We start from the raw sequence: 25417 nt of genomic DNA, 5'->3' as shown, positions 1-25417 counted from the left end.
GCGCGGGTGCCAAGTCTGCCGCCTTCGTGTATGGATCGACCAGGAGTTTCTGACGGACATGAATGATGAGTGATGCCGCCCGCCTCATATCGCCGGAAAAGCGGGGCGAAGACCTGGACACGACGCTGCGCCCGCAATCGCTGGACGAGTTCACGGGCCAGGCGGAGGCGCGTGCCAATCTCAAGGTCTTCATCGAGGCGGCGAAAAACCGTGGCGAGGCGCTCGACCATGTGCTGTTCGTCGGTCCGCCCGGGCTCGGCAAGACGACGCTGGCGCAGATCATGGCGAAGGAACTGGGCGTCAACTTCCGCTCGACCTCCGGGCCGGTGATCGCCAAGGCCGGCGACCTCGCAGCGCTCCTGACCAATCTCGAAGAGCGGGATGTGCTGTTCATCGACGAGATCCACCGGCTCAACCCGGCGGTGGAGGAAATCCTCTATCCGGCCATGGAGGATTTCCAGCTGGACCTCATCATCGGCGAAGGACCCGCTGCCCGCTCGGTGAAGATCGACCTTTCGAAATTTACCCTCGTCGCGGCGACCACTCGTCTAGGCCTCCTCACCACACCGCTTCGTGACCGGTTCGGCATTCCCGTCCGCCTCGCCTTCTATACGGTCGAGGAACTGGAACTGATCGTGCGCCGCGGCGCGCGGCTGATGAACTTACCAATGACCGACGATGGAGCGCGCGAGATCGCCCGCCGCGCCCGGGGAACACCGCGCATTGCCGGGCGGCTGCTGCGGCGCGTTCGCGACTTCGCTGAGGTGGCGCGGGCCGAGGCGGTGACACGGGAGATCTCTGACGAGGCACTGACGCGGCTGCTCGTCGACAATCGCGGCCTGGACCAGCTCGACAATCGCTATCTGACGATGATCGCGATGAACTTCGGTGGCGGTCCGGTTGGCATCGAAACCATCGCCGCAGGCCTGTCCGAACCGCGCGACGCGATCGAGGACATCATCGAGCCCTACATGATACAGCAGGGCTTCATCCAGCGCACGCCGCGCGGGCGCGTCCTGACCGCGACCGCCTGGAAGCATCTCGGCCTGCAGCCGCCGAAGGATCTGGAGGCTGCACAATTTCGCCTGACGCTCGAGGACGAATAGGAGCTTGGGAACGAGTGATCCTCCTAGCAGTTTCGCCGTCGGAACAGGGAGAACGAGATGGCGAAGATCAGCAAGGGCGACGACGTCGAGTGGACGTGGGGTGCGAACAAGGCCCAGGGCAAGGCGGATCAGAAATTTACGAGCGACGTCGAGCGCACCATCAAGGGCACAAAGGTGAAGCGCAAGGCGAACGAGGAAGAGCCGGCCTTCCTGATCAAGCAGGAGGACGGCGACCGGCTGCTGAAGAGCCAGTCGGAACTCAAGAAGCGGTAGCGTTCGGTCGGAGATAGCCCCTTGCGAGCGTTTCGGCCGTGGCAGCAAGAAGCGCGAATCCGCCGGGCTCCCAGCCGAGGCTGCGGATACGGTCTGTTGACATTACAGCGACCTGTGCGGTCTTGGCCTCCCGCGGCAATGGGTGGATGGAGCCTGTGATGTGCTGGATCGGCTCCAGGATTGCACGGGTATCGGTGACGATGTCGGATATGTTGAAGGCGCCGCGGACGAGGTTCGCGTCGGATTCGATCATCAGGCGCACCGCCTGCGCGACGTCCTGCCCATGCACTTCGCTGCCGGCGCGCGGGAAGACCGCTCTTCCCGCGAGGTAGTTGGCAATCAGGTCATCCCATTTGTTCGGACGAAGCTCGCCGTAGACGCCGGTCAAGCGCAGGCTGGAGGTGACGAAGCCGGGCCCATCAAGGCGTGCCAGCGCCCGCTCTGCCTCCAGCTTGACCTGCCCGTAGAGCGACGTCGGGGAGAGAAACGCGTCTTCGTCGAGTTTCTGGCCGGGGGGAATGCCGTCATAGACGGCACGGCTGGAGAGAAAAATTGTCCGCCGAACGCCGGCTGCCTTGGCTTCCTCGAAAAGACGGATGCTGGCTTGGAGGTTGAGCCGGCGAAAGCGCTCGGGATCGCCACCTTCGCCGCCACGATATCGGCCGGGCAGATGGTCGAAGGCGGCATGAACGAACGCATCGATGCCGGCAAACGCGCTTCGCTGGTCAAGATCGGGATCCAGTGACAGCGGCACGAACGGGACCGTATGAAAGAACCAGTCCGGCGGTGGCGCGGTCCGGCCGCCCACCACGACCTCATGTCCCGCGCCATGCAGCCCGTTGACGATATAGCGGCCGACAAGGCCAGCGCCGCCGGAGACCAGCACCCTCATCCGGCTGATCCCGGTCGTGGGAGCGTCGAAAGGTCCGGGAGCTTTCCGTTCCGGTGAACGAAGTTCCAGAGCTCGACCAGCGGCCGGAGCCTCTCCGCCTTCGGATGGTTCTCCTCCCACGGCTTCTCGTACTGGTAATGCAGGATCGAGACGCTGTTCCAGTCCCAGAGCTCCGGCAGGTTGAACCAGACATATTGCAGCATGTTCATGAAGACGGGCAGGCCGTGCCAGTCCGGAAAGAATGTCTCGAGAAAGGTCTGGTCGGTGCGCCGCCAGAAGGCGTCCGGCTCATCCAGCCGCTCCAGCATTCGCCCGAAGGTCTCAGCGGAAGGCCTGGCAACGAAGACGCCGGAGTTCAGCCTGTGGAAGTCTGCAAGACCCTCATAGACATTCGGGGCTGCCGAAAACTCCGGATAGGCGAACAGCCTGTCGATGTTGCGCAGCACGAGCGCGTCGGCATCGATGAAGACGCAGGTCTCATACTGCGTGAGTTGCCAGAGGCGCAGCTTGCAGAAGTTGTCGAGCGGCGTATGGAAGTCGGGCTTTCTTCCCTTGGAGAAGGGAGCAGCGCCATGGACCGCCTTGCGAGCATGGCGGGCGTTGAAGCCGTCCGATAGCGGCAGGTGGTCGACCTCCACAAGCCGGCATTCCAGGGCCACCAGCGGCGCGAGCGTGGTTGCGTCCACGCCTCCGGTATGCAGTACGACGATGTCTGCGGACGTGGCGGTGAGACGCAGCGACTGCGCCAGCACCTTCGCACCGAGAGCGTAGTCGGTATTGGTAACCAGGGTAACGAAGGCCCGCCCAGCGCGGGGAGGGGCGGAGCGAGTATCCGCTCCAGGTCGCTCGGTCATCAGGACACCGACTTCAGCCGCTTGCCCTCCGGATCGTGCTCGACCTTGGCGGCGATGTCCCTGGTCCAGGCGGAGACGGCCGGGACGCGGGAACGGTCGACGCGATAGGCGAACTTCTTCGCCACGTCGACAATCTCTTCAAGCAGCCCTTCGCCGAGCGTCGTCGGCGCAAGCCCGAGGTTCAGGAACTTCTCGTTCTTCACCACAAGGTCGTTTTCCGCCGCTTCCTTGCGGGGGTTCGGCAGCCAGGCGATCTGCGCTCCGGTCATCCCTGCGACCATCTCGGCGAGGTCACGCACCCGATGGGTCTCGGTCATCTGGTTGAAGATCTCGACGCGGCCGCCGCGCTGGGGCGGGTTCTTCAGGGCGATCTCAATGCAGCGGACGGAATCCTGGATGTGGATGAAGGCGCGGGTCTGGCCGCCGGTGCCATGGACCGTCAGCGGATAGCCGATCGCAGCCTGGATGAGGAAGCGGTTCAGCACGGTGCCGTAGTCGCCGTCATAGTCGAAGCGGTTGACGAGCTGGGCATGGCGGCGCGTCTGCTCGGTATGGGTGCCCCAGACGATCCCTTGGTGCAGGTCGGTGATCCTCAGGCCGTCGTTCTTGGCGTAGAAGGCGAAGAGCTGCTGATCGAGGCACTTGGTCATGTGGTAGATCGAACCGGGATTGCTCGGGTAAAGGATCTCCTGGCTGACCGTACGGCCGTCCATGGTTTCGATGCCGACCGGCAGGTAACCTTCGGGAATCGCCGCGCCGACGGTGGAATAGCCGTAGACGCCCATGGTCCCGAGATGGACGAGGTGGGCGTCGAGATCGAGTTCCACCATGGCGTTCAGCAGGTTGTGGGTCGCGTTGACGTTGTTGTTGACCGTGTAGTTCTTGTGGCGGTCGCTCTTCATGGAGTAGGGCGCGGCGCGCTGCTCGGCGAAGTGGATGATGGCGTCCGGCCGATGCCGGGCGAACCAGCCCTTCAGTAGTTCATAGTCCTTGGCAAGGTCGATCAGGTGGAAGTGGATGCGCCGTCCCGTCTCCGCATGCCAGACCCGCGTCCGCTCCTGGATGGAGTCCATCGGCGTCAGCGACTGAACGCCCAGTTCCGTGTCGATCCAGCGGCGTGACAGGTTGTCGAGGATGTGGATTTCGTGACCCGCGTCGGAAAGGTGGAGGGAGGTCGGCCAGCCGACGAAACCGTCGCCACCAAGCACTGCAATCTTCATGAATCAACTCCGCTGGTTGTCAGTCCGGGTTCCAGATAGGGCGGATATGTGACAGGAACACAATACCTCCTCAACGGCCCGGCGGCCATCGGGGCATCACGTCGATCCACTAAGGCATGACTATGACAGACGCGGTTTTTCTTCTTTCGGGGCAGTTGACCAAGACCGGGCACCGGCTGGTTCAGCGGGTCTACTATGAGGACACGGATTTCTCTGGGCTCGTCTACCATGCCCGCTACCTGCATTTCCTGGAACGGGGACGGACAGACTATCTGCGATGCCTCGGCTGCCAGCAGAGCGATCTTCTCGCGGCGGACGAGGAGGGGCTGGTCTTCGTCGTCCACCGGATGGAGATCGACTTCAAGATGCCGGCGAAGATGGATGATGCCCTGACCATCCTGACGACGACGGAAAAAGCCGGCGGCGCCAAGATGGTTCTCAGCCAGGAAATCCGCCGCGGAGACACGTTGCTGATCGCCGCCAAGGTGGTAATTGCGGTGATCAACCGGCATGGCCGTCCGAGACGGTTGCCGGAGAGCGTGGCGGAGAAGTTTCTGCAGCCATCGAACTAGGTCCTGTTGACAAAGTATGGCAACCATATTTTTGCGGGGGCCAGGGCGAGGAAGCCATCGAAAGATTTTCGGGTCTTGTCGTATCGGGTAGCAACACGACGGAACTGCTTGATCCGATTGAACATCCGCTCGATGCGGTTTCGATCCTTGTAGGTTCTGAAGTCGCAGACGGGCGGGCTTTCCGGTTTGTCTTCGGCGGGATGACCGGCCTGATGCCTTGGAATGGGCGGCGACAATCACGCCGACGTCTTCTTCGAAATGGGGCTCATGTATGCGACCGGTCGCGGCTGCGCCGTTGATTTCATCGCCGCCCACAAGTGGCTGAACATCGCCGCCATCAAGGGCTCCAACCGGGCTGCAGCACTGCGCGGTGACCTTGCCCAGACGATAAGCAAGGCCGAACTCGCTGCTGCACTACGCGCCGCCCGCGAATGGATGACGATGCACTGATGAGGGATACAAGCTCGGACGCAATTAGAGCTGTGGGCTGTCCTGTTTTCCCAGCCACGTTTCGATCACAGACGGATTGACGACGTATTCAGGCACCCGCCACTCTGCCACCGCGAGAAGGTTCTCGCAAAATGCCCCTCGCAGGCGTATCTGCGACTCGACCGTATGTCCCACCATGTGTGGGGTGAGGATGGCGTTCGGAAGCTCGCGCAGCGGACTATCCTCTTTCAACGGCTCCGGGTCGAACACATCGAGGGCAAGGCGCATGGCCGGTCGCTCTGCGGCGAGCGTGGCGAGTGTATCGTCGGGGATGATGCCGCCCCGCGTGATGTTGACAAACACCACGTCCGGTTTCATTCGGCGCAACGCGTCAAGATCCAGCATTCCCCGTGATTCAGGAGTGAGTGCAGCCGCCATGATAACGACATCGCTTGTCGCGAGCAGCTCATCGAGGCTCTGCGCGGCGACATATGCGGGCATCGGCCGCGTCGTGCGCACCGAAGCGACGAGCCTCACGCCCCATACAGACAGCCGTTCCGCGATAGCCTGTCCAATTTTGCCAAAGCCTATCAGGCCAACTGTCTTTCCCATGAGCATGCGCGCACGGACCTGCGAGGGACGCGGCAGGTTTTCGCGAAGGTAGCGCTCCGTGCCATGAAGGTCATAGAGCGAAGCCAGGGTGAAGAGAACTGCGGCCTCGGCCATGCTGACGGTGTTTTCCGCAATCTGGCCATTCGCCACGAGGATGCCGTTTTCCGTCGCGGCCGAAACATCGAACCCTTCGACCCCTGTGAACGGAGAAACCAGTGCGCGCAGACGCGGCATCCTGGCAAACAGCTCCCGGTCGGCTGCAAAGCTTGAGGTCGCGCCAAGGATTTCCAAAGACTGCAGTGCATCAACGGCGGCAAGCAGTTCCTCGCGCGTGGAGAACCGTGCCACACCATGGCCGCGCCGTTGCAACGCGTCATGGGCTGGATTGAAGAACCGATCAAAGGACGACGTTCCCACCAAAGCAACAGTCAAGATTTAGCCTCCAAATGAGTTACCCGGACAAGCCTGGGTTTTGCTGACAACAGTATGGCAACCATATTTTTGCGGCGGCCAGGGCGAGGAAGCCCTCGAAAGATTTTCGGGTCTTGTCGCATCGGGTAGCAACACGACGGAACTGCTTGATCCGATTGAATATCCGCTCGATGCGGTTTCGATCCTTGTAGGCTCTAAAGTCACAGGCGGGCGGGGCTTTCAGGTTGGCCTTCGGCGGGATGACCGGCCTGGTCCCTTGGAGCAGCAACTCCTCGCGTAGAAAGTCAGCGTCATATCCTTTGTCGGCAAGAAACCGCCTCGGCTTGCCAACCGGCATCGCCAGCAGGTCAGAAACAGCATTGTAGTCGGAAGCCTCTCCCCCTGTCAGGATGAAGCCGAGAGGGCGTCCCTGACCGTCTGCGCGGGCGTGGATTTTCGTCGAAAAGCCGCCACGTGATCGACCAAAAGCCTCCTTATAAGTCCCCTTTAGCGCCCGCAGCCTGAGAGTGGCCGCGAACTGTGGTGCTGTCGATCATGTGCTGCCGGTCATCGGCCAGCCCCAACTCCACCAGCGTTTCAAGCAGTGCATCCCACACCCCTTGTTCCGCCCAGCGGTGGAAGCGCACATAGACGGAATTCCCCTTTCCATAGCGCTCATGCATGTCGCGCAAGGGGCAGCCGACCCGCAGAACATGTAGCATGCCGTTCAGATACCGTCGATTGTCATGCGCGGGCCGGGACTTCCTACCGCGCTCCGACGGAAAAGACCTTTGATAATCCGCCATTCCATATCCGTCAGGTCGCCGCGTGCCAAAACCGCCTCCTAAAAAGAAGTCTTGAATCATGCTTCCACTGATTTCGGAATTCACTTTGCCAACAGGACCTAGGTTGCGATTGTTCTCCGGTAACCGATCCTTAACCATAATAAGCGCTTACTGAAACGCGAGGAAGTTGTGCAACGCACGCCTTCCTTTGACCAAATTTGAAAGCGAGAAGCCATGCTGAAAGCTCAGGGCACCTTGGGATAAAGAGCAACCAGCGACCATGGATTTTCGCGAGAGCGCTTTTGAACCCGCCCGGTCCTGTGCCGGGCGTTTGGATTCGGGGATATTGGATAGATGGAAGAGGTAGGTTTGGCGGCAGCGACCCACGACGTCAGTCTCTGGGCGCTGTTCATGCAGGCGGGTTTCGTCGTCAAGCTGGTCATGATCGGTCTCCTCGGAGCCTCGGTCTGGACCTGGGCGATCGTCATCGACAAGTATGTCAGCTACAGCAAAGCCAAGCGCCAGTTCGACCAGTTCGAGCAGGTGTTCTGGTCCGGCCAGTCGCTGGAAGAGCTCTACCGGACACTTGCCGAGCGGCAGAACGGCGGCCTTGCTGCCATCTTCGTTGCCGCCATGCGTGAGTGGAAGAAGAGCTTCGAGCGCGGTGCGCGCTCCCCGATCGGCCTGCAGATGCGTATCGACCGGGCCATGGACGTGACCATGGCGCGCGAGAGCGAAACCTACGAGTCCCGCCTCGGCTCGCTGGCGACGATCGGATCCGCTGCGCCGTTCATCGGCCTCTTCGGTACCGTCGTCGGTATCATGACCTCCTTCCAGGCGATCGCCGGCTCAAAATCTACCAACCTTGCCGTCGTTGCGCCGGGTATTGCCGAAGCGCTTCTCGCAACGGCGATCGGTCTCGTGGCGGCTATCCCCGCTGTCATCGCCTACAACAAGTTCTCCGCCGAGGCTGGCAAGCTCACCGGTCGCATGGAAGGCTTTGCCGACGAGTTCTCGGCCATCCTGTCGCGGCAGATCGACGAGAAGCTGCAGCCCCGCGCGGCGGCTCAGTAAGCGGCCGAAGGAGACACGTCCATGGGTATGTCGGTAGGAGCCAAGGGTGGCAGCGGCGGGCGCAGAAGGCGCGGCGGACGCAAGAACGGCCTGGTGAGCGAGATCAACGTCACGCCGCTCGTCGACGTCATGCTCGTGCTCCTGATCATCTTCATGGTCGCAGCACCAATGATGACGGTCGGCGTGCCGATCGACCTGCCGGAAACGCAGGCGAAGGCGATGAACGCCGATACGCAGCCGATCACCGTCTCCGTCAATCCGGCGGGGGAGATCTATCTCCAGGAGACCGCGATCGCTCTCGACGAGGTCGTGCCGAAGCTCGAGGCTATTGCCACCACCGGATACAACGAGCGCATCTATGTGCGCGGAGATACCGCTGCGGCTTACGGCGTGGTCATGAAGGTGATGGCGCGCATTTCGGCTGCCGGCTTCAAGAATCTCGGGCTCGTCACCCTGCAGGAACAGGAGCAGTAACAGGTCGCGATGAAGGGAAGTCTCGGGACATCTCTGGTAGTGCACTCGCTGGTGCTGGGCTGGGCGCTCGTGTCGATCGGCTCCCCCGCGTCGTTTGACGTGGCCGAAGTCGAGGCGCTGCCGGTCGATATCATCCCGGTGGAATCGATCACACAGATCCAGCAGGGCGACAAGAACGCGCCGATGGCAGAAAAAGCTGCGCCGGTGCCGACTACCAAGCCGAACATCGTCGAGAACGCCGAGAACGCGGGCGACAACGATATTGACCTGAAGTCACCACCGACACCGGCGAAGCGTCCGGTCGAGACGGAGGTTGCCGCGGCGCCGGAAAAGACCGAAAAGCCGCTGCCCAACCCCACGACCGAGACAAACCAGGTCAAGGAGATCGTGCCGGAGGAAACGGCACCGAAGCCGACCGAGGTCGCAGCGCTTCCCGAATCAAAGCCCGAGATCGCGCCCGAGCCGAAGCCTGAGCCGATGCCCGAGCCGGTGCCTGAGGAGGCCGCCGCCGAGGAACTGCCTCTGCCCGACGCCGTTCCGGTGCCTGCTGCGCGGCCGAAACCGGAGCCGCCGAAGGAACAGGCGAAGCCCGTCGAGAAGCCGGCCGAGAAGAAGCCGGAGACGCCAAAGGCGGCCGAGAAGCCGACAGACAAGAAGGTCGCTGACAAGAAGCAGGAGACGGCCAAGTCGACCTCCTCGAAGGAAAGCGACTTCAACGCCGACGAAATCGCCGCCCTCCTCAACAAGCAGGACGCCGCCGGCGGCGGTGCCAAGCGCTCGACGGAGACGGCCTCGCTGGGTGGCAAGAAAACCACCAGCGGCTCCACACTCAGCCAGAGCGAGATGGACGCCCTGCGCGGCCAGATACAGAACAACTGGTCGATCATTGCCGGTATCGAGGGCGCCGAAGGGGTCATCATCACGGTCAGGATGAACCTCGACGAGAGCGGCCAGATCGTCGGCCGGCCCCAGGTCTCGGCGACCGGAGGCTCCGACACGGCGCGGCGCACGCTGGAAGGCAGTGCCCTTCGCGCCGTCATGCGCTCGGCCCCGTTCAAGAACCTCCCTGTCGAGAAATACGATGCCTGGAGCGAGGTTGTCGTGAACTTCGACCCCAGCGAAATGCTGTAAAAGCTGAAAGGCTGAACACTATGATGAAACGTTCTTTCATCCGCCTGATGATCGCGTTTGCCGGGATGGCGATGTCCTTCGCCCCGGCTCACGCGCTGGTGGAGATCAACATCAACAAGGGCAATGTCGAGCCGCTGCCGATTGCGATCACCGACTTCCAGTCGGGCAATGAACTCGGCGCGCAGATCAGCCAGGTGATCGCCGCCGACCTTCAGCGCTCCGGCTTGTTCGCGCCGGTGAACAAGAGTGCCTTCATCGAGAAGATCTCCAACCCGGACCAGCAGCCGCGGTTCGAGGACTGGAAGGTGATCAACGCACAGGCGCTCGTCACCGGCCGCGTCACCCGTGAGGCCGACGGTCGTCTGCGTGCCGAATTCCGTCTCTGGGACACCTTCGCCGGACAGCAGATGACCGGGCAGCAGTTCTTCACCCAGCCGGAGAACTGGCGTCGCGTCGCCCACATTATCGCTGATGCGATCTATGAGCGCATCACCGGAGAGAGGGGCTATTTCGACACCCGCGTCGTATTCGTGTCCGAAAGCGGTCCGAAGAACGCCCGCCAGCGGCAGTTGGCCATCATGGACCAGGACGGTTTCAACGTCCGCCAGCTGACGAACAGCAAGGACATCGTCCTGACGCCGCGTTTCTCTCCCAACCGGCAGGAAGTCACCTACATGTCGTTCGAGGGCGACCAGCCGCGCGTCTACCTGCTGCAGCTGGAAACCGGGCAGCGCGAAGTGGTCGGCAATTTCCCCGGCATGACGTTTGCGCCGCGTTTCTCGCCCGACGGCCAGAAGGTCATCATGAGCCTCCAGCAGGAGGGTAATTCCAACATCTACACGATGGACCTGCGCTCGCGTACCACGACGCGGCTCACCAACACGGCAGCCATCGATACCTCGCCCTCCTACTCGCCGGACGGCAGCCGCATCGTCTTCGAAAGCGACCGCGGGGGACGCCAGCAACTCTACGTGATGGGCGCCGACGGTTCTGGGCAGACTCGCATCTCCTTCGGCGACGGGTCCTATTCCACGCCGGTCTGGTCCCCCCGTGGCGACCTCATCGCCTTCACCAAGCAGTCCGGCGGCAAGTTTTCGATCGGTGTCATGAAGCCGGACGGTTCCGGCGAGCGCATCCTGACCACCGGGTTCCACAATGAGGGCCCGACCTGGGCGCCGAATGGCCGCGTGCTGATGTTCTTCCGGCAGAACGCCGGGGCAGGCGGGCCGCAGCTCTATTCGATCGACCTGACCGGCTATAACGAGCAGCAGATCAAGACGCCGGCCTATGCATCCGACCCGGCGTGGTCGCCGCTGCTTGAATAATGGCGGAATGCGGACAGAGGCAGATTGCTGCCTCTTTGCCGCCCCAATCTCCTGAAAAAGGAGCGACTTAAGGGACGTCGAATCGGTTTGTTAACCATATGCATTTCAGGTGGGTTAACCGAGACCAGTTAGAGTTCAGCAACTCTGATACGTTGATCTAAGGAGAGACCGGCTATGAGCCGCACCGTTACCCCGGCGATGAGCCGCATGCAGACACTCGCTCGCAACCCGGCCGTCATTGCCCTGACGCTGGCACTCGCGCTTGCCGGCTGTGCCAACAAGAAGAACCTTCCGAACAATGCGGGGGATCTCGGCCTCGGTGGTGCCGCCGGTGCCGCAACGCCAGGCTCCAGCCAGGACTTCACCGTCAATGTCGGTGACCGGATCTTCTTCGATACTGACTCCACCTCCATCCGTGCCGATGCGCAGCAGACGCTTGACCGGCAGGCACAGTGGCTGCAGCGCTACCCGAACTACGCGATTACGGTCGAAGGCCATGCCGACGAACGCGGAACGCGCGAATACAACCTGGCGCTCGGCGCGCGCCGTGCCGCCGCCACGAAGGAATATCTTGCCTCCCGCGGCGTTCCGGCCAACCGGATGCGCACGATCTCCTACGGCAAGGAAAAGCCGGTTGCGGTTTGCGACGACATTTCCTGCTGGTCGCAGAATCGCCGGGCAGTAACCGTCCTCGGCGGCGCCGGAATGTAGTCGTCCGCGACGACCAACGATTTCGTGAAGGCGGTCCAGGTGGCCGCCTTTTCGCTTTTTCATAGTTTGGCCGAACTTCGCTCCAATTAAGGTTGAGAGTTCAGTTGCATTTTGGCGCGGATTGACAAAATCTCCACTCGCGCCAAAGGGGCGCAGATCAAAGCAGGACGGACGATATGAAGAAACTTGTCTTGGCAGCAATGCTGGGGCTGATGGTGGCGGGCGGCCCTGCCGGGGCATTCTCATTGCCCGAACTTCTGCCGGGGGGAAGACAGGCCCCGCAGCAACCGGATGACTCGGAACAGCCCATGGTTCTTGCGCAGAGCGGCGATGCATCCATCCGCGTCCAGCAGCTGGAGGAACAGATCCGGCAGTTGAATGGCCGGATCGAGGAAATGAGCTTCCAGTTGCTGCAGATGCAGGAGCAAATGCGAAAGACGCAGGAAGACAATGAGTTCCGCTTCCAGGAGCTCGAGAAAAGCGAAAACGGAGCGGCCGGGAAACCGGCCGTCGCCGCTTCAGGCCAGGGGACAGCCGTCCCTGAGCCGCCAGCTGACGACGTAGCGCGTATCATCGAGACCCCGCCGGCGACGGAACCATCCGGGGCCGCTCCCGGCGAAACGGTTCTCGGCTCGATCGAGTTCGACCAGAGCGGCAACCCGAAGACGGTCACTCGTAACGAGGCAGACAATTCGGCTGGCCTCCCCGATGTCGACGCGGGACCCGGCCTGCCGCAGGCGCAGGATCCCCAGCAGACCGCGTCGCTCGGGAGCGAGAGCGATGTCTACCAGGTTGCCTACAATCACATTCTCTCCGGTGACTATGCACTGGCGGAGCAGGAATTCACGCAGTATCTCGCCAGTTTCCCGGAAGGCTCCCGCTCGGCAGATGCGAGCTTCTGGCTGGGTGAGGCGCAGTATTCGCAGGGCAAGTACAACGAGTCGGCACAGACCTTCCTGAACGCCCACCAGACCTACGGCACATCAGCGAAGGCCCCAGAAATGCTGTTGAAGCTCGGCATGTCCCTTGCTGCCCTCGACAATAGCGAGACGGCCTGTGCCACCCTGCGGGAAGTGACGAAGCGCTATCCCAAGGCCCCTCGCGCCGTCCTTTCCAAGGTTTCTTCCGAGCAGAAGCGTCTCGGCTGCTGATCGCGGCCGTGCAAACCGGAACCCAGCCACCCATTTCGCCTAACGAAGCCATCCGCAGCCTGCTGGCGCGACTGGCAAGGCCGGCCCGGCTCCTCGTCGCCGTGTCCGGCGGGAGCGATTCACTCGGTCTCCTGCTCTCCCTGGTCCGCCATCCACATGAAGGCATCACGCTGCTTGCGGTTACAGTCGACCACGGCCTGAGGGCGGCATCGGCGCTGGAGGCCGCTGAGGTGAGCCGCATCTGCCAGGGACTTGGCATCCCGCATGTGACGAAGACGTGGCTCGGAGACAAGCCCGCAACCGGTGTTGCGGCCGCGGCCCGCGAGGCGCGCTATCGCCTGCTCTGCGAAGCGGCGGATGAGGTTCGGGCAACCGCTATCCTCACCGGCCACACGCTTGATGATCAGATCGAGACGGTGACGATGCGGGCGGCCCGGGCGAGCGAACCCGATGCCCCCGGACTCGCCGGTATGGCTGAGGCAGTGCTTCTCCGTCGCCGCCACTGGCTGTTGCGGCCGTTCCTTCGGACGCGGCGGGAAGACATCCGTATGGTTCTGGATAGATTTGACCAGGACTGGCTCGAGGATCCTTCCAACGCCGACCCCCGTTCTGAGCGGGTCCGCACGCGGCTTGCACTGGCGGAGAAGCCAGCGGTCCTGCTCGACCAGATCGATGCCGTCTCACGTCGACGCCAGGACATCGCCGACTCTGCGGCCGAATGGCTTTCAGCCTACGCCAATGTCCAGCACTCGGTCCTGATGCAGGTACCCGTCGAGGGGCTTTCGGCGGACCCGGTCGTTCTGCGTTATGCCCTGTCAACGTCGATTGCCATTCTTGGCGGACGGGAGCAGGGACCGGCGGGTCTCACCCTCGGCAAGCTGGTTGACGCATGCCGGCTCGACACGCCCTGGAAGATGACCGCAGGACGGGTGCTGATCGACCGCCGCAGGTCCGGCCTTTATCTTTGCCGGGAAAACCGCAATCTTCCCTCGCTCACGCTGAATGCCGGCGAGGCAGCCATCTGGGACGGCCGCTTCCGGGTGACAAATCGCGGTGATGAGCCGCTGTCGCTGGTTCCGACGAGGAACCCCAAAGGCGCCGCAGGGCTGTTCGAGGAGGCCCCTCCATCGGTGGCACTGCGGGCAGCGGGGGTTTTGCCTCCCGAGCCTGTCGAAGGTTCCGGGGGTACGGCGACGGAAGGTTTCTTCTGTAGGCCGCTGCTTGCACCATTCGACCGCTTTTTGCCTCAGTTCGACCTTAGTGTCGCGGGCGCTTTTGCAAAGCTGATGGGATGCGACGACTTCGCGCCCGTTCCCATCGAGGATTCGGTTCGGAAAAGATAACCAGTCCAGCCGCTTTGCCTTGGCAAGGGCTAGGTGCACCCCTATGTTAGCCGCAAGCACAGGCGGCTTTCAGGCCACCTCTCATTTCCGGGGAGTTCGATGAACCCAAACTTTCGCAATTTCGCCCTCTGGGCGATCATAGCGCTTCTGCTGATCGCGTTGTTCAGCATGTTCCAGACGGCGCCGTCACAGACGAGCTCTCGGGAGATCGCGTATTCGCAGTTCCTCAGTGATGTGGAGAGTGGCCGCGTTCGCGAGGTCGTGGTGACGGGCAATCGCGTCATGGGGACCTATGTCGAGAACGGCGCCGGCTTCCAGACCTATTCTCCGGTGATCGACGACTCGCTGATGGAGCGCCTCCAGTCGAAGAACGTCACCATCGTCGCGCGGCCGGAGAGCGACGGCTCCTCGGGTTTCCTGAGCTATCTCGGAACGCTCCTGCCGATGCTGCTGATCCTCGGCGTCTGGCTGTTCTTCATGCGACAAATGCAGGGCGGCTCGCGCGGCGCCATGGGGTTCGGCAAGTCGAAGGCGAAGCTGCTGACGGAAGCGCATGGACGCGTGACCTTTGACGACGTCGCTGGTGTCGACGAGGCCAAGCAGGACCTCGAAGAAATCGTTGAGTTCCTGCGTGACCCGCAGAAGTTCCAGCGTCTCGGCGGCCGCATTCCCCGCGGCGTTCTACTGGTTGGTCCTCCCGGTACCGGCAAGACCTTGCTCGCCCGCTCCGTTGCCGGCGAGGCCAATGTGCCGTTCTTCACCATTTCCGGTTCGGATTTCGTGGAGATGTTCGTCGGCGTTGGCGCGAGCCGTGTCCGTGACATGTTCGAGCAGGCCAAGAAGAACGCCCCCTGCATCATCTTCATCGACGAAATCGACGCCGTTGGCCGCCATCGTGGCGCCGGCCTCGGCGGCGGCAATGATGAGCGCGAGCAGACCTTGAACCAGTTGCTCGTCGAGATGGACGGCTTCGAGGCGAACGAGGGCATCATCCTGATCGCTGCCACCAACCGTCCGGACGTCCTTGATCCCGCGCTGCTGCGTCCCGGCCGTTTCGACCGCCAGGTCGTGGTGCCGAACCCGGACATCGTCGGGCGCGAGCGTATCCTCAAGGTTCACGTCCGTAACGTGCCGCTGGCGCCAAATGTCGACCTCAAGGTGCTTGCTCGCGGTACGCCCGGTTTCTCCGGTGCGGACCTGATGAACCTTGTCAACGAAGCAGCCCTGATGGCGGCGCGTCGCAACAAGCGGCTCGTCACCATGCAGGAATTCGAGGACGCCAAGGACAAGATCATGATGGGCGCGGAGCGCCGTTCCTCGGCCATGACCGAGGCGGAGAAGAAGCTCACCGCCTATCATGAAGCAGGTCACGCCATCACCGCGCTCCGGGTGCCCGTCGCGGATCCCCTGCACAAGGCGACGATCATCCCGCGCGGCCGGGCTCTCGGCATGGTCATGCAGTTGCCGGAAGGCGACCGCTATTCCATGAGCTACAAGTGGATGGTCTCACGTCTGGTCATCATGATGGGCGGACGCGTTGCCGAGGAGCTTACCTTCGGCAAGGAGAACATCACGTCCGGCGCGTCCTCCGACATCGAGCAGGCCACCAAGCTGGCACGGGCGATGGTCACGCAGTGGGGATTCTCCGACGTGCTCGGCCAGGTCGCCTATGGTGAGAACCAGCAGGAGGTCTTCCTCGGCCACTCCGTGTCACAGTCGAAGAATGTCTCCGAGGCAACGGCACAGAAGATCGATGTCGAGGTTCGGCGCCTGATCGACGAGGCCTATAACGAGGCCCGTCGAATCCTCACGGACCATCATGACGAGTTCGTCGCGATTGCCGAGGGGCTGCTCGAATACGAGACCCTCTCTGGCGACGAGATCAAGGCGCTGATCAAGGGGCAGAAGCCCAGCCGGGATCTCGGCGACGACGCTCCGCCAGCCCGCGGATCCGCTGTCCCGACTGCCGGGACCAAGAAGGACGAGCCCAAGGGCGGCGAAGCCGAAGGCGGAATGGAGCCGCAGCCCCACTAGTTATCGGGTCATCGAGATCAACTCCGGAAAGAGCCGTCCCTTTGGGCGGCTCTTTTCTGTTGGTAACGGGATGTAATGGTCTTTGACGCTATTTTACGTGTCAGGACCTGTGAAATATGGCATGACCGCAGCCCCTGAGGGACGGATGAGCCCGTTTGGCCGCGGCAGATGCCGCGAAGCGCGCCATGGAGGCGCGGCACGAAGGAGCATGCATGACACGCCGCTATTTTGGCACCGACGGAATCCGAGGGCATTCCAACGCATTTCCGATGACCCCGGACCTGGCGATGCGCGTCGGGATCGCCGTCGGGAAGATCTTCCGCAATGGCAGCCATCGGCACCGCGTGGTGATCGGCAAGGACACCAGGCTTTCGGGCTACATGCTCGAGAACGCCATGGTCGCAGGCTTTACCGCCGCTGGCCTCGACGCCTTCATCCTCGGGCCAATCCCGACACCTGCAGTCGCGATGCTGACCCGATCGCTGCGCGCCGATGTCGGCGTGATGATCTCCGCCTCGCACAATCCTTACCAGGACAACGGCATCAAGCTCTTCGGTCCGGACGGCTACAAGCTTTCGGACGAGCTCGAGATGCAGATCGAGGATCTGATCGAGCAGGACATTTCCGGGCAGCTCGCAAAGGCCGGCGACATCGGTCGCGCGAAGCGCGTCGATGGAGTCCATGACCGTTACGTCGAGCATGCGAAGCGGACCCTGCCGCGCGATGCCACGCTGCAGGGGCTCAGGGTCGCCATAGACTGTGCGAACGGTGCCGCCTACAAGGTGGCGCCCGCCGTCCTCTGGGAACTCGGTGCTGACGTGGTGACCATGGGCGACGAGCCGGACGGCCAGAACATCAATCTTGAGTGCGGCTCCACGAGCCCCGGCGCGCTGCAGAGGAAGGTCCACGAGGTTCGCGCCGACATCGGCATCGCGCTCGATGGTGACGCCGACCGCGTCATCATCGTCGACGAACTGGGCGAGGTGGTCGACGGGGACCAGCTGATGGCAGTCATCGCCGAAAGCTGGCTGGCCGAGGATCGTCTCCAGGGCGGCGGGATTGTCGCAACGGTCATGTCGAACCTCGGGCTGGAGCGCTACCTCACCTCCAAGGGACTCGGGCTGGCGCGTACGAAGGTTGGCGACCGCTATGTCGTCGAGCACATGCGTGCGCACAACTTCAACCTCGGCGGCGAGCAGTCCGGGCACATCGTGCTGTCCGATTTCGGCACGACTGGCGACGGATTGGTGGCCGCTCTGCAGATTCTCGCTCGCGTGAAGCGGACGGGGCTGCCGGTCAGCGAACTCTGCCGCCGCTTCGAGCCCGTGCCGCAACTGCTGAAGAATGTCCGCTTCGGAGGCGGCAAGCCTCTGGAAGACATGATCGTCCAGCAGGCGATTGCCGATGCCGAAGCAGAGCTCGCAGGCAAGGGGCGGCTCGTGATCCGGCCATCCGGCACCGAACCGTTGATCCGCGTCATGGCGGAGGGCGACGACCGCAGTCAGATCGAACGGATCGTCAATGAACTGGTCGGCGTCATAGCCAATGTACGGGCGGCGGCTGCCTGAGTTGGCAGCTATCCCTGGAATGAAAGGCCGGCCACAGCGCCGGCTTTTTCTATTTGATTCTTGGTAAAGCGATATAGTTAAGCGGGTCTTTACCTTTCCTCTTCATTATCCATCACGGATCAACCCTTTGGTTATGGCGTCGCCGGCAATGACGATGCTAGCTTGGAGATGAAGCTATGAAATGGTGTCTGCCCGGCGCGGCTGCGCTGTTGCTGACGGCGAGTTTTGCCCACTCCGCCGACCTTTACCAACCTGCCGAACCGATGCCGTTCATGGACGCGCCTGAGATCACCGTCCAGGAAGCCAGTGGCTGGTATCTCCGGGGAGATGTCGGCTATTCGTTCAACAAGATTCGTGGGGCCAAATACTATCAGGGCTCGAACGAGTTTCTCAACGACTTCGACACCGCTTCCCTGAAGGACAGCTTCCTGATCGGCGGTGGCGTCGGCTACCAGATCAACAGCTACCTGCGTACGGACGTGACCTTCGACTACCTGACCTCGGCGGATTTCCGCGGCAGCACGAGCGGGGTTTGCGGTGACGGGGCAGGAAATCCCTTCGTTGCCTGCTCGTCCACCGACAGATCCTACATGCACGCCTACTCGCTGATGGCGAACGCCTATGTCGATCTCGGCACATACGGTTATGTCACGCCTTATGTCGGCGCTGGCATCGGCGGCACCTATGTCAAATGGGGCAAGTTGAAGAACCGCATCTGCGACGATCCCTATCAGCCCGGATGCTACGGCGGTGATCACGACGGCGAGAAGAGCTGGCGCTTCACCTACGCCCTGATGGCGGGCGCTACGGTCGACATCACCTGTGCCCTCAAGGCTGACGTCGGTTACCGCTTCCGCCACATCGCGGGCGGCGACATGTTCGGCTACCTCGACAGAGGCGGCCCGGGCTACGACAAGGGCTTCTACAGCCATGAGGCTCGCGTGGGCGCCCGCTATGTCTTCGGCGGCTGCGACACCCCGGTTGCCTATGAACCGGCGCCGGAGCCGATCGTTTACAAGTGAGACGCTCATCTATTCGATGACGAAGGGCCGTGCGGAATTTCCCGCGCGGCCCTTCGTCATGTCCGTCGCACCACCGGAATCACCTCCCGCGACATTTCTTCCCTTGACTACGACTCGATCGAGGAATACCCACGGCGGCGGGACACCTCTCCCCAACGAGAGGCTTTCTATCTGGAAGGATAGCCATATGGCGGATCTCGCACAAAAGCCGGACGTACGTCCGAACGATACCCATTTTTCCTCTGGTCCTTGCTCGAAGCGCCCTGGCTGGTCGCTCGAAGCCCTCTCCGATGCTCCGCTCGGTCGCTCGCACCGCGCCAAGATCGGCAAGGCGAAGCTGAAGCAGGCCATCGATCTTACCCGTGAAATTCTCAACGTGCCGGCGGACTACCGCATCGGCATCGTCCCGGCCTCCGATACCGGCGCCGTGGAAATGGCGCTCTGGTCGCTGCTCGGCGAGCGCGGCGTCGACATGTTGTCTTGGGAAAGCTTCGGTGCCGGCTGGGTGACGGACGTTGTCAAGCAGCTGAAGCTTAAGGACGTGCGCAAGTTCGAGGCCGACTACGGTCTGCTGCCTAACCTCGCGGAAGTCGATTTCGACCGCGATGTCGTCTTCACCTGGAATGGCACCACCTCAGGCGTTCGCGTTCCGAATGCCGACTTCATTCCGGCGGACCGCAAGGGCCTGACCATTTGCGACGCCACGTCCGCGGCCTTCGCGCAGGACATGGACTTCTCCAAGCTCGACGTAGTCACTTTCTCCTGGCAGAAGGTTCTGGGCGGGGAGGGCGGCCACGGCATGCTGATCCTGTCGCCGCGCGCCGTCGAGCGGCTTGAAAGCTACGTTCCGGCCTGGCCGCTGCCGAAGATCTTCCGCATGACCAAAGGCGGCAAGCTGATCGAGGGCATTTTCGTTGGCGAGACGATCAATACGCCGTCGATGCTCTGCGTCGAGGATTATCTCGATGCCCTCAACTGGGCGAAGTCCCTTGGCGGGCTGAAGGCGCTGATCGCGCGCGCCGATGCCAATGCGAAAGTGATCTTCGACTTCGTGGCCAAGAACGACTGGATCGCCAATCTCGCCGTCAAGGACGAGACCCGTTCCAATACGTCGGTGTGCCTCAAGATCGTCGATCCCGAGATCACGGCACTCGATGCCGATGCACAGGCGGCTTTCGCCAAGGGCATCGTCTCGCTGCTGGAGAAAGAGGGCGTGGCCCTCGATATCGGCGCCTATCGCGACGCGCCATCCGGTCTTCGTATCTGGGCCGGCGCCACGATCGAGACGGCGGATATGGAAGCCCTGATGCCGTGGCTCACATGGGCTTACCAGACCCAGAAGGCGGCGCTGAACAAGTCCGCAGCCTGACCTGACGTGCTTCCGATCCCGCACAAGCGGGATCGGCTCATCCCGATCCAGAGACTGAACCTCTTTCAAGGAGCCCAACAATGGCACCTCGCGTTCTCGTATCCGACGAACTTTCGGAAACCGCAGTCCAGATCTTCCGCGACCGCGGCGTCGAAGTCGATTTCCGGCCGAAACTCGGCAAGGACAAGGAAAAGCTTGCCGAAATCATCGGCAACTACGACGGACTTGCTATCCGCTCCGCAACCAAGGCGACGGAGAAGCTGATCGCCGCCGCCACCAACCTCAAGGTGATCGGCCGCGCCGGCATTGGCGTCGACAACGTCGACATTCCGGCAGCTTCGAAACGCGGCATCATCGTGATGAACACGCCGTTCGGCAATTCGATCACCACGGCCGAGCACGCCATTGCGCTGATGTTTGCCGTTGCCCGGCAGATTCCAGCCGCCGATGCCTCCACGCAGGCAGGCAAGTGGGAGAAGTCGAAGTTCATGGGCGTCGAGATTACCGGCAAGACGCTCGGCGTCATCGGTGCCGGCAATATCGGCGGAATCGTCTGCAGGAAGGCGATCGGCCTAGGCATGCATGTCATTGCCTATGATCCTTTCCTCTCCGCCGAGCGCGCGGAGGAAATGGGCGTGACGAAGGTCGAGCTCGATGAGTTGCTCGCCAAGGCAGACTTCATCACTTTGCACGTGCCGATGACCGACAAGACGCGCGGCATCCTGTCGAAGGAAGCGCTTGCCAAGACGAAGCCCGGCGTGCGGATCATCAACTGCGCCCGCGGCGGGCTCGTCGATGAGGCCGCACTGGCGGAAGCCATCAAGTCGGGCCACGTCGCCGGTGCCGGCTTCGATGTCTTCGAGGTTGAGCCTGCCACGGAGAGCCCGCTTTTCGGCCTGCCGAACGTCGTCTGCACGCCGCATCTCGGCGCGTCCACGACCGAAGCCCAGGAGAACGTCGCGCTGCAGGTGGCCGAGCAGATGTCGGACTATCTCGTTAAGGGAGCCGTTTCGAACGCCATCAACATGCCGTCGATCACTGCGGAAGAAGCGCCGATCCTGAAGCCCTTCATCCGGCTTGCCGACGTGCTTGGCGCCTTCGTCGGGCAGGTGACGGAAAGCGCGATCAAGGAAATCGAGATCCTCTACGATGGCTCGACGGCCGAGATGAACACCAAGGCGCTCACCAGCGCCCTTCTGGCCGGCCTCATCCGCAACCAGGTGTCGGACGTCAACATGGTCTCGGCTCCAATCATGGTGAAAGAAAAGGGCATCGTGCTGTCGGAGGTCAAGCGCGACAAGACCGGCGTCTATGACGGCTACATCAAGCTGACGGTGACGACGGAGAACCAGACGCGCTCGATCGCAGGCACCGTGTTCTCCGACGGCAAGCCGCGCTTCATCCAGATCAAGGGCATCAACATGGACGCCGACGTCGGCGCCAACATGATCTACATCTCCAACACCGACGTGCCCGGCATGATCGGATTCATGGGTACGACGCTCGGGGAAGGCGGCGTGAACATCGCCAACTTCCAGCTCGGCCGCGATAAGCAAGGCGGCGACGCGATCGCGCTTCTCTACGTTGATGAGCCGGTGAAGCAGGAGGTGCTCGACAAGCTGACCGCCAATCCGGCGATCCGCCAGGCCAAGTCCCTCGTATTCAACGTCGACTGATCGTCCTCCCAAGGACCAGTGCGGAAGCCCGGCCGGAGAGATCCGACCGGGCTTTTCCGTTAGCCGCCTTTCTCAAGGTCGCTGATGATCCCCTTCATTTCGTCGATCTCTCTGCGTTGGGCGTCGATGATCTCGTCGGCGAGTTTCCGCGCTCGCGGATCGGTGATGGTCGCCCGTTCGCTCGTGAGGATGGCGATCGAATGGTGCGGGATCATCGCCTTCATCCAGGCCACGTCTCCAACCGTTTGCTGGCTGCGGACCAGATAGAGCGAGCCAGCAAACAGGATGGCGGCGCCAGCATATATCGCGAGGTTCGCAGCCATGTTGGTATACATGTTCAACATGAAGGTGAGCATGACAACGGCCATGACAGATCCCATGATCAGCGCCATGAACAGCCGCGTTTCGCTGAAGAAGACATGATCGAAGCTGAAGACGTTCAGGTACATCAGCCCGAACATGATGGCGGTGGAGACGGTCACCATCGTCAGGAAGCGAATATAGGACATGGCGGGACTCCTTTCCTTGCTGCACTTGGAACGGCGGCAAGGACGCGCTGGTTCCCGTACGGGCGTGGCGAAGTCCGGCGTGTATGTATAGCCAGAGGACTTATATTCCGGAGGCGGGGTCGCTATATGCCGGACAATGTCCGCACGTTGCGGATCGAGAGGAGACAAGAATGCTTTCATCCATCCGCCGCTTCAGGCACGTCTTCGCGATCGCGACGATCGCGATGGCGGTTTCACTGGTTGCCGTCGACTTCGCAGAGGCCCGACGTGGCGGCGGCTTTGGCAGCCGTGGAACTCGCACGTTCAGTGCGCCTCCGGTGACCCGGACTGCGCCCAATCAGGCCGCACCGGTGGATCGGACCATGGCGCCGCGTCCGCAGCAGAATGCGACGACGCCGAACGCCGCGCGCCCGCAGAATGCGCCTCAGAATCGCGGGCTGTTCGGTGGTCTCGCCGGCGGCCTGCTCGGTGGCCTCTTCCTTGGCGGACTGTTCGGCATGTTGATGGGCTCCGGCTTCGGCGGCGCGGCCGGCTTCCTCGGGATGCTGCTGCAGATCGCGCTGATCGGCGGCCTGGTGATGCTCGCCATGCGGTTCTTCGCACGGCGCCAGCAGCCTGCCGGTGGTCCCTCCACTGCCGGCCACGGTCATGCCTACCAGTCCCCACAGGGCGAGGGTCGCGGCTTTCAGATTCCGAAGATCGGCGGTCTTGCGGGCGGGGCAGGTGCGTCTGCGTCTCAAGCCGTTCGCCAGGCATCCGACGCGACGGACGAGATCGGCGTCACCAACCGCGACCTCGATCAGTTCGAGAAGCTGCTGAAGCAGGTCCAGGCGGCATATGCGGCGGAAGACTATGCGGCCCTCCGCGCCATCACCACGCCCGAGGCCATGTCCTACCTGGCCGAGGAACTGGGGGAGAATGCCACCAGCGGGCTCAAGAACGACGTGCGCGAGGTGACGCTGCTGCAGGGGGACCTCTCGGAAGCCTGGCGTGAAAACGGTCAGGAATATGCGACTGTCGCCATGCGCTATTCCAGTATCGAGGTCATGCGCGACCGGGATACCGGAGCTGTCGTTCAGGGTGATCCGGATAACGCCACGGAGACTGTCGAGGTCTGGACCTTCGTGCGGAAGCCTGCCCAGGACTGGCAGCTTTCGGCGATCCAGAACGCTGCCTGAGATCAGAGGCGGGCGAGGGTGAGGGGATCCTCTTCACCATCGTAGAAAGAATGGAGGGCTCGCTCGAATGGCGAGCCCTTTTCGCTGATGGCGGCAAAGAGCGTCATCGAACTCCTGAACTTCATGTCGTCGGGGGAGCCGAGGATCTCGTTGGCACTCCGGTCTGAATGATCCAGCATCAGCCGTGTGCATTCGAGCAGCCGCGGACCGAGCACGGGGTGCTCCAGATAGGCTTCCGCCTCTGAACGTGACGCGATGGCATAGCGCTGCGCCATGGGAGATGATCCCAGCCCCTGCACCTGCGGGAAGATGAACCACATCCAATGCGACCGCTTGCCGCCATTCCTCAGTTCGGTCGTTACCTGGCCATAGACGCTGCTTTGCGCGTCGATGAAGCGTTGCAGGTTGAATGGGTCGCTCACCGCCTTCTCCTCGTTTCTCTGCCTGCCGCAAGTGTGCCGCACATGTGAAATTGTGGCGACCGATCTTTTCTCTGCTGCGATGCACCCTAACCTAGGGGCATGGAAGCACGTCTGGAACAGTATATCCACGCCATCATCCGCTGGCTGCCGGATCCCATCCTCAGCGTCTTGATCCTCATCGCGAGCTTCGGCGCAGGATGGCTCCTTCACAAGATCATTTCCCGGATCCTCACTCGGCTTACGGAGAATCGCGACCTTTTCTGGCGCTCTCTTGTGCAGCGGACGAAGCGTCCGCTGCGGCTCGCGATCCTCACCTGGACGCTCTCGCTCGGCGTGGTGATCGCGCCACTCAGCAATGAAGGTGAAAGCACCCTCCGCCATATCCTCCTTCTCTGCTTCATCGTCGTCGTCGGCTGGATGGCGCGGACGACGCTGCACATCTGGACCACGGTCTATCTTCGCCGGTTCAAGCTTGACGCTGAAGACAACCTGCTTGCGCGCAAGCATGTGACGCAGTCCCGGATCCTGGAGCGGGTCGCGGCAACGCTGATTATCGCGCTCACCCTGTCGGCCGTGATCATGACCTTCCCCGCGGCCCGCCAGTATGGCGTCAGCCTGCTCGCCTCCGCGGGTGTTGCGGGTATCGTTCTCGGTCTCGCCCTCCAGCCCGTCCTGAAGAACCTGTTCGCCGGCATTCAGCTCGCCATCACCCAGCCGATCCGCATCGACGATGCGCTGCTGGTGGAGGGGGAGTGGGGCAAGGTCGAGGAAATCACCTCCACCTATGTCGTGGTTCGCCTGTGGGACTGGCGGCGGCTGATCCTGCCGCTCGGCTACTTCATCGAAAAGCCCTTCCAGAACTGGACCCGCGAGGGAGCCGCGCTGATCGGCACCGTGATGATCTATCTCGACTACAGCGTCCCTGTGGACGAGATCCGGCGAAAGGTCGAGGAGATTGCAAGAGGTTCCAGGCTGTGGGACGGGCAGGTGGTGAACATCGCCGTTACCGACTTCCGGGAGAACGTGATGGAAGTGCGCATCCTCGTGTCGGCCGCCGATGCGGGCAGGGCCTTCGACCTGCGCTGCGAGGTGCGCGAGAAGCTGATCGATTTTATCCAGCGCAATTACCCGTCGGGGCTGCCGAAGGTGCGGGCGGAGGGAGTAGCCGGTTCCGGCGCCGATGCCGCTGTGGTGGATGGGGCAGGGGCCCGGTCGCTGCAATCCTGATCAAGCCGTGCGACCTTGCGTGGAGGGGCAATCCTTTCTATATCCGGGC

24 protein-coding genes and 2 pseudogenes are annotated in these 25417 nt (G+C 62.3%); 18 read left to right on the top strand and 8 right to left on the bottom strand.

Features of this window, described 5'->3' with window-relative positions; all coding sequences use genetic code 11:
- Window positions 1-65 precede the first annotated feature (65 nt).
- A complete protein-coding gene (ruvB, locus tag FN060_RS20990) occupies window positions 66-1106 on the top strand; it encodes a Holliday junction branch migration DNA helicase RuvB (protein ID WP_142589898.1) in 1041 nt (346 codons plus the stop codon).
- A 57-nt stretch (window positions 1107-1163) separates the two neighbouring features.
- Window positions 1164-1379: a hypervirulence associated TUDOR domain-containing protein gene (locus tag FN060_RS20985; protein WP_142589897.1), complete on the top strand. Its 216-nt coding sequence runs from the start codon at window positions 1164-1166 to the stop codon at window positions 1377-1379.
- On the opposite strand, the gene FN060_RS20980 is transcribed toward FN060_RS20985, so the two are convergent.
- The 3 genes from FN060_RS20980 to FN060_RS20970 are packed head-to-tail and all read right to left on the bottom strand — an operon-like array spanning window position 1366 to window position 4345.
- Window positions 1366-2271: an NAD-dependent epimerase/dehydratase family protein gene (locus FN060_RS20980; protein WP_142589896.1), complete on the bottom strand. Its 906-nt coding sequence runs from the start codon at window positions 2269-2271 to the stop codon at window positions 1366-1368. The genes FN060_RS20985 and FN060_RS20980 overlap by 14 nt on opposite strands.
- A complete protein-coding gene (locus FN060_RS20975; protein ID WP_142589895.1) occupies window positions 2268-3125 on the bottom strand; it encodes a glycosyltransferase in 858 nt (285 codons plus the stop codon). The genes FN060_RS20980 and FN060_RS20975 overlap by 4 nt, the downstream gene beginning before the upstream one ends.
- Window positions 3125-4345: an NAD-dependent epimerase/dehydratase family protein gene (locus FN060_RS20970; RefSeq protein WP_142589894.1), complete on the bottom strand. Its 1221-nt coding sequence runs from the start codon at window positions 4343-4345 to the stop codon at window positions 3125-3127. The genes FN060_RS20975 and FN060_RS20970 overlap by 1 nt, the downstream gene beginning before the upstream one ends.
- A gap of 122 nt (window positions 4346-4467) precedes the next feature.
- Here FN060_RS20970 and ybgC point away from each other — a divergent pair, with 122 nt between their 5' ends.
- Window positions 4468-4917 carry a tol-pal system-associated acyl-CoA thioesterase gene (gene ybgC, locus FN060_RS20965; RefSeq protein ID WP_142589893.1) on the top strand — a complete coding sequence of 150 codons (450 nt, stop codon included), beginning with the start codon at window positions 4468-4470 and terminating at the stop codon, window positions 4915-4917.
- On the opposite strand, the pseudogene FN060_RS20960 reads toward ybgC, so the two are convergent.
- Window positions 4914-5137: pseudogene (locus FN060_RS20960) on the bottom strand (transposase); the annotation flags it as partial. The gene ybgC and the pseudogene FN060_RS20960 overlap by 4 nt on opposite strands.
- A 2-nt stretch (window positions 5138-5139) precedes the next feature.
- On the opposite strand from FN060_RS20960, the gene FN060_RS20955 reads away from it, so the two are divergent.
- Window positions 5140-5367 (top strand): SEL1-like repeat protein, encoded by a 228-nt coding sequence (locus FN060_RS20955; RefSeq protein ID WP_142589892.1) that lies wholly within the window; start codon window positions 5140-5142, stop codon window positions 5365-5367.
- A gap of 24 nt (window positions 5368-5391) precedes the next feature.
- Here FN060_RS20955 and FN060_RS20950 read toward each other — a convergent pair whose 3' ends face one another.
- Together FN060_RS20950 and FN060_RS23605 are read right to left on the bottom strand one after the other, a co-directional pair.
- Window positions 5392-6390 (bottom strand): NAD(P)-dependent oxidoreductase, encoded by a 999-nt coding sequence (locus tag FN060_RS20950; RefSeq protein WP_183949972.1) that lies wholly within the window; start codon window positions 6388-6390, stop codon window positions 5392-5394.
- A 19-nt stretch (window positions 6391-6409) separates the two neighbouring features.
- Window positions 6410-7204, bottom strand: a pseudogene (locus FN060_RS23605) (IS5 family transposase).
- A 304-nt stretch (window positions 7205-7508) separates the two neighbouring features.
- Between FN060_RS23605 and tolQ the strand changes: the two are divergent.
- The 12 genes from tolQ to serA all read left to right on the top strand — a co-directional run bounded on the left by tolQ (window position 7509) and on the right by serA (window position 22032).
- A complete protein-coding gene (tolQ, locus tag FN060_RS20940) occupies window positions 7509-8228 on the top strand; it encodes a protein TolQ (RefSeq protein ID WP_077549584.1) in 720 nt (239 codons plus the stop codon).
- Window positions 8229-8249: 21 nt separating this feature from the next.
- The gene (gene tolR / locus FN060_RS20935) at window positions 8250-8702 is read left to right on the top strand and encodes a protein TolR (RefSeq protein WP_052639206.1); all 453 of its coding nucleotides are present in this window, start codon (window positions 8250-8252) and stop codon (window positions 8700-8702) included.
- A gap of 9 nt (window positions 8703-8711) precedes the next feature.
- The gene (locus FN060_RS20930) at window positions 8712-9833 is read left to right on the top strand and encodes a hypothetical protein (protein ID WP_142589890.1); all 1122 of its coding nucleotides are present in this window, start codon (window positions 8712-8714) and stop codon (window positions 9831-9833) included.
- Window positions 9834-9853: 20 nt separating this feature from the next.
- Entirely contained in the window at window positions 9854-11158 is a 1305-nt protein-coding gene (tolB, locus tag FN060_RS20925; protein ID WP_142589889.1) for a Tol-Pal system beta propeller repeat protein TolB, read from the top strand.
- Window positions 11159-11332: 174 nt separating this feature from the next.
- On the top strand, window positions 11333-11869 hold the full coding sequence (pal, locus tag FN060_RS20920; RefSeq protein WP_052639200.1) for a peptidoglycan-associated lipoprotein Pal: 537 nt from the start codon (window positions 11333-11335) through the stop codon (window positions 11867-11869).
- A 176-nt stretch (window positions 11870-12045) separates the two neighbouring features.
- A complete protein-coding gene (gene ybgF / locus FN060_RS20915; RefSeq protein ID WP_142589888.1) occupies window positions 12046-13020 on the top strand; it encodes a tol-pal system protein YbgF in 975 nt (324 codons plus the stop codon).
- Between the two features lie 8 nt (window positions 13021-13028).
- A complete protein-coding gene (gene tilS, locus FN060_RS20910; protein ID WP_183949970.1) occupies window positions 13029-14363 on the top strand; it encodes a tRNA lysidine(34) synthetase TilS in 1335 nt (444 codons plus the stop codon).
- 99 nt (window positions 14364-14462) lie between these two features.
- Window positions 14463-16397: an ATP-dependent zinc metalloprotease FtsH gene (ftsH, locus tag FN060_RS20905; RefSeq protein ID WP_052639161.1), complete on the top strand. Its 1935-nt coding sequence runs from the start codon at window positions 14463-14465 to the stop codon at window positions 16395-16397.
- A gap of 212 nt (window positions 16398-16609) precedes the next feature.
- On the top strand, window positions 16610-17965 hold the full coding sequence (glmM, locus tag FN060_RS20900) for a phosphoglucosamine mutase (protein ID WP_142589886.1): 1356 nt from the start codon (window positions 16610-16612) through the stop codon (window positions 17963-17965).
- A 176-nt stretch (window positions 17966-18141) separates the two neighbouring features.
- A complete protein-coding gene (locus FN060_RS20895; protein ID WP_142589885.1) occupies window positions 18142-18987 on the top strand; it encodes an outer membrane protein in 846 nt (281 codons plus the stop codon).
- A gap of 187 nt (window positions 18988-19174) precedes the next feature.
- On the top strand, window positions 19175-20356 hold the full coding sequence (locus FN060_RS20890) for a phosphoserine transaminase (RefSeq protein ID WP_142589884.1): 1182 nt from the start codon (window positions 19175-19177) through the stop codon (window positions 20354-20356).
- An 80-nt stretch (window positions 20357-20436) separates the two neighbouring features.
- Window positions 20437-22032 (top strand): phosphoglycerate dehydrogenase, encoded by a 1596-nt coding sequence (gene serA / locus FN060_RS20885; protein WP_142589883.1) that lies wholly within the window; start codon window positions 20437-20439, stop codon window positions 22030-22032.
- Between the two features lie 59 nt (window positions 22033-22091).
- Here the strand turns inward: serA and FN060_RS20880 are convergent, their stop codons facing one another.
- Window positions 22092-22541, bottom strand: a complete 450-nt coding sequence (locus tag FN060_RS20880; RefSeq protein ID WP_142589882.1) for a DUF305 domain-containing protein — start codon at window positions 22539-22541, stop codon at window positions 22092-22094.
- A gap of 170 nt (window positions 22542-22711) precedes the next feature.
- On the opposite strand from FN060_RS20880, the gene FN060_RS20875 reads away from it, so the two are divergent.
- Complete coding sequence (locus FN060_RS20875; RefSeq protein WP_142589881.1) at window positions 22712-23719, top strand: TIM44-like domain-containing protein; 1008 nt, start codon at window positions 22712-22714, stop codon at window positions 23717-23719.
- A gap of 2 nt (window positions 23720-23721) precedes the next feature.
- On the opposite strand, the gene FN060_RS20870 is transcribed toward FN060_RS20875, so the two are convergent.
- Complete coding sequence (locus tag FN060_RS20870) at window positions 23722-24141, bottom strand: DUF1810 domain-containing protein (protein ID WP_142589880.1); 420 nt, start codon at window positions 24139-24141, stop codon at window positions 23722-23724.
- A 99-nt stretch (window positions 24142-24240) separates the two neighbouring features.
- Between FN060_RS20870 and FN060_RS20865 the strand changes: the two genes are divergently transcribed.
- Complete coding sequence (locus FN060_RS20865) at window positions 24241-25368, top strand: mechanosensitive ion channel family protein (protein ID WP_142589879.1); 1128 nt, start codon at window positions 24241-24243, stop codon at window positions 25366-25368.
- The last annotated feature ends 49 nt before the right edge of the window (window positions 25369-25417 follow it).

Source organism: Pseudorhizobium halotolerans (genome assembly GCF_902153235.2).
Lineage (GTDB): Bacteria > Pseudomonadota > Alphaproteobacteria > Rhizobiales > Rhizobiaceae > Neorhizobium > Neorhizobium flavum.
The sequence above is the reverse complement of the archived record's forward strand: the minus strand, read 5'-3'. Positions and strand labels throughout refer to the sequence as shown.

Coding starts and splice junctions, on each gene's coding strand:
- ruvB (WP_142589898.1), top strand. CDS start 66: ATGAGTGATGCCGCCCGCCTCATATCGCCGGAAAAGCGGGGCGAAGAC.
- FN060_RS20985 (WP_142589897.1), top strand. CDS start 1,164: ATGGCGAAGATCAGCAAGGGCGACGACGTCGAGTGGACGTGGGGTGCG.
- FN060_RS20980 (WP_142589896.1), bottom strand. CDS start 2,271: ATGAGGGTGCTGGTCTCCGGCGGCGCTGGCCTTGTCGGCCGCTATATC.
- FN060_RS20975 (WP_142589895.1), bottom strand. CDS start 3,125: ATGACCGAGCGACCTGGAGCGGATACTCGCTCCGCCCCTCCCCGCGCT.
- FN060_RS20970 (WP_142589894.1), bottom strand. CDS start 4,345: ATGAAGATTGCAGTGCTTGGTGGCGACGGTTTCGTCGGCTGGCCGACC.
- ybgC (WP_142589893.1), top strand. CDS start 4,468: ATGACAGACGCGGTTTTTCTTCTTTCGGGGCAGTTGACCAAGACCGGG.
- FN060_RS20955 (WP_142589892.1), top strand. CDS start 5,140: ATGGGCGGCGACAATCACGCCGACGTCTTCTTCGAAATGGGGCTCATG.
- tolQ (WP_077549584.1), top strand. CDS start 7,509: ATGGAAGAGGTAGGTTTGGCGGCAGCGACCCACGACGTCAGTCTCTGG.
- tolR (WP_052639206.1), top strand. CDS start 8,250: ATGGGTATGTCGGTAGGAGCCAAGGGTGGCAGCGGCGGGCGCAGAAGG.
- FN060_RS20930 (WP_142589890.1), top strand. CDS start 8,712: ATGAAGGGAAGTCTCGGGACATCTCTGGTAGTGCACTCGCTGGTGCTG.
- tolB (WP_142589889.1), top strand. CDS start 9,854: ATGATGAAACGTTCTTTCATCCGCCTGATGATCGCGTTTGCCGGGATG.
- pal (WP_052639200.1), top strand. CDS start 11,333: ATGAGCCGCACCGTTACCCCGGCGATGAGCCGCATGCAGACACTCGCT.
- ybgF (WP_142589888.1), top strand. CDS start 12,046: ATGAAGAAACTTGTCTTGGCAGCAATGCTGGGGCTGATGGTGGCGGGC.
- ftsH (WP_052639161.1), top strand. CDS start 14,463: ATGAACCCAAACTTTCGCAATTTCGCCCTCTGGGCGATCATAGCGCTT.
- glmM (WP_142589886.1), top strand. CDS start 16,610: ATGACACGCCGCTATTTTGGCACCGACGGAATCCGAGGGCATTCCAAC.
- FN060_RS20895 (WP_142589885.1), top strand. CDS start 18,142: ATGAAATGGTGTCTGCCCGGCGCGGCTGCGCTGTTGCTGACGGCGAGT.
- FN060_RS20890 (WP_142589884.1), top strand. CDS start 19,175: ATGGCGGATCTCGCACAAAAGCCGGACGTACGTCCGAACGATACCCAT.
- serA (WP_142589883.1), top strand. CDS start 20,437: ATGGCACCTCGCGTTCTCGTATCCGACGAACTTTCGGAAACCGCAGTC.
- FN060_RS20880 (WP_142589882.1), bottom strand. CDS start 22,541: ATGTCCTATATTCGCTTCCTGACGATGGTGACCGTCTCCACCGCCATC.
- FN060_RS20875 (WP_142589881.1), top strand. CDS start 22,712: ATGCTTTCATCCATCCGCCGCTTCAGGCACGTCTTCGCGATCGCGACG.
- FN060_RS20865 (WP_142589879.1), top strand. CDS start 24,241: ATGGAAGCACGTCTGGAACAGTATATCCACGCCATCATCCGCTGGCTG.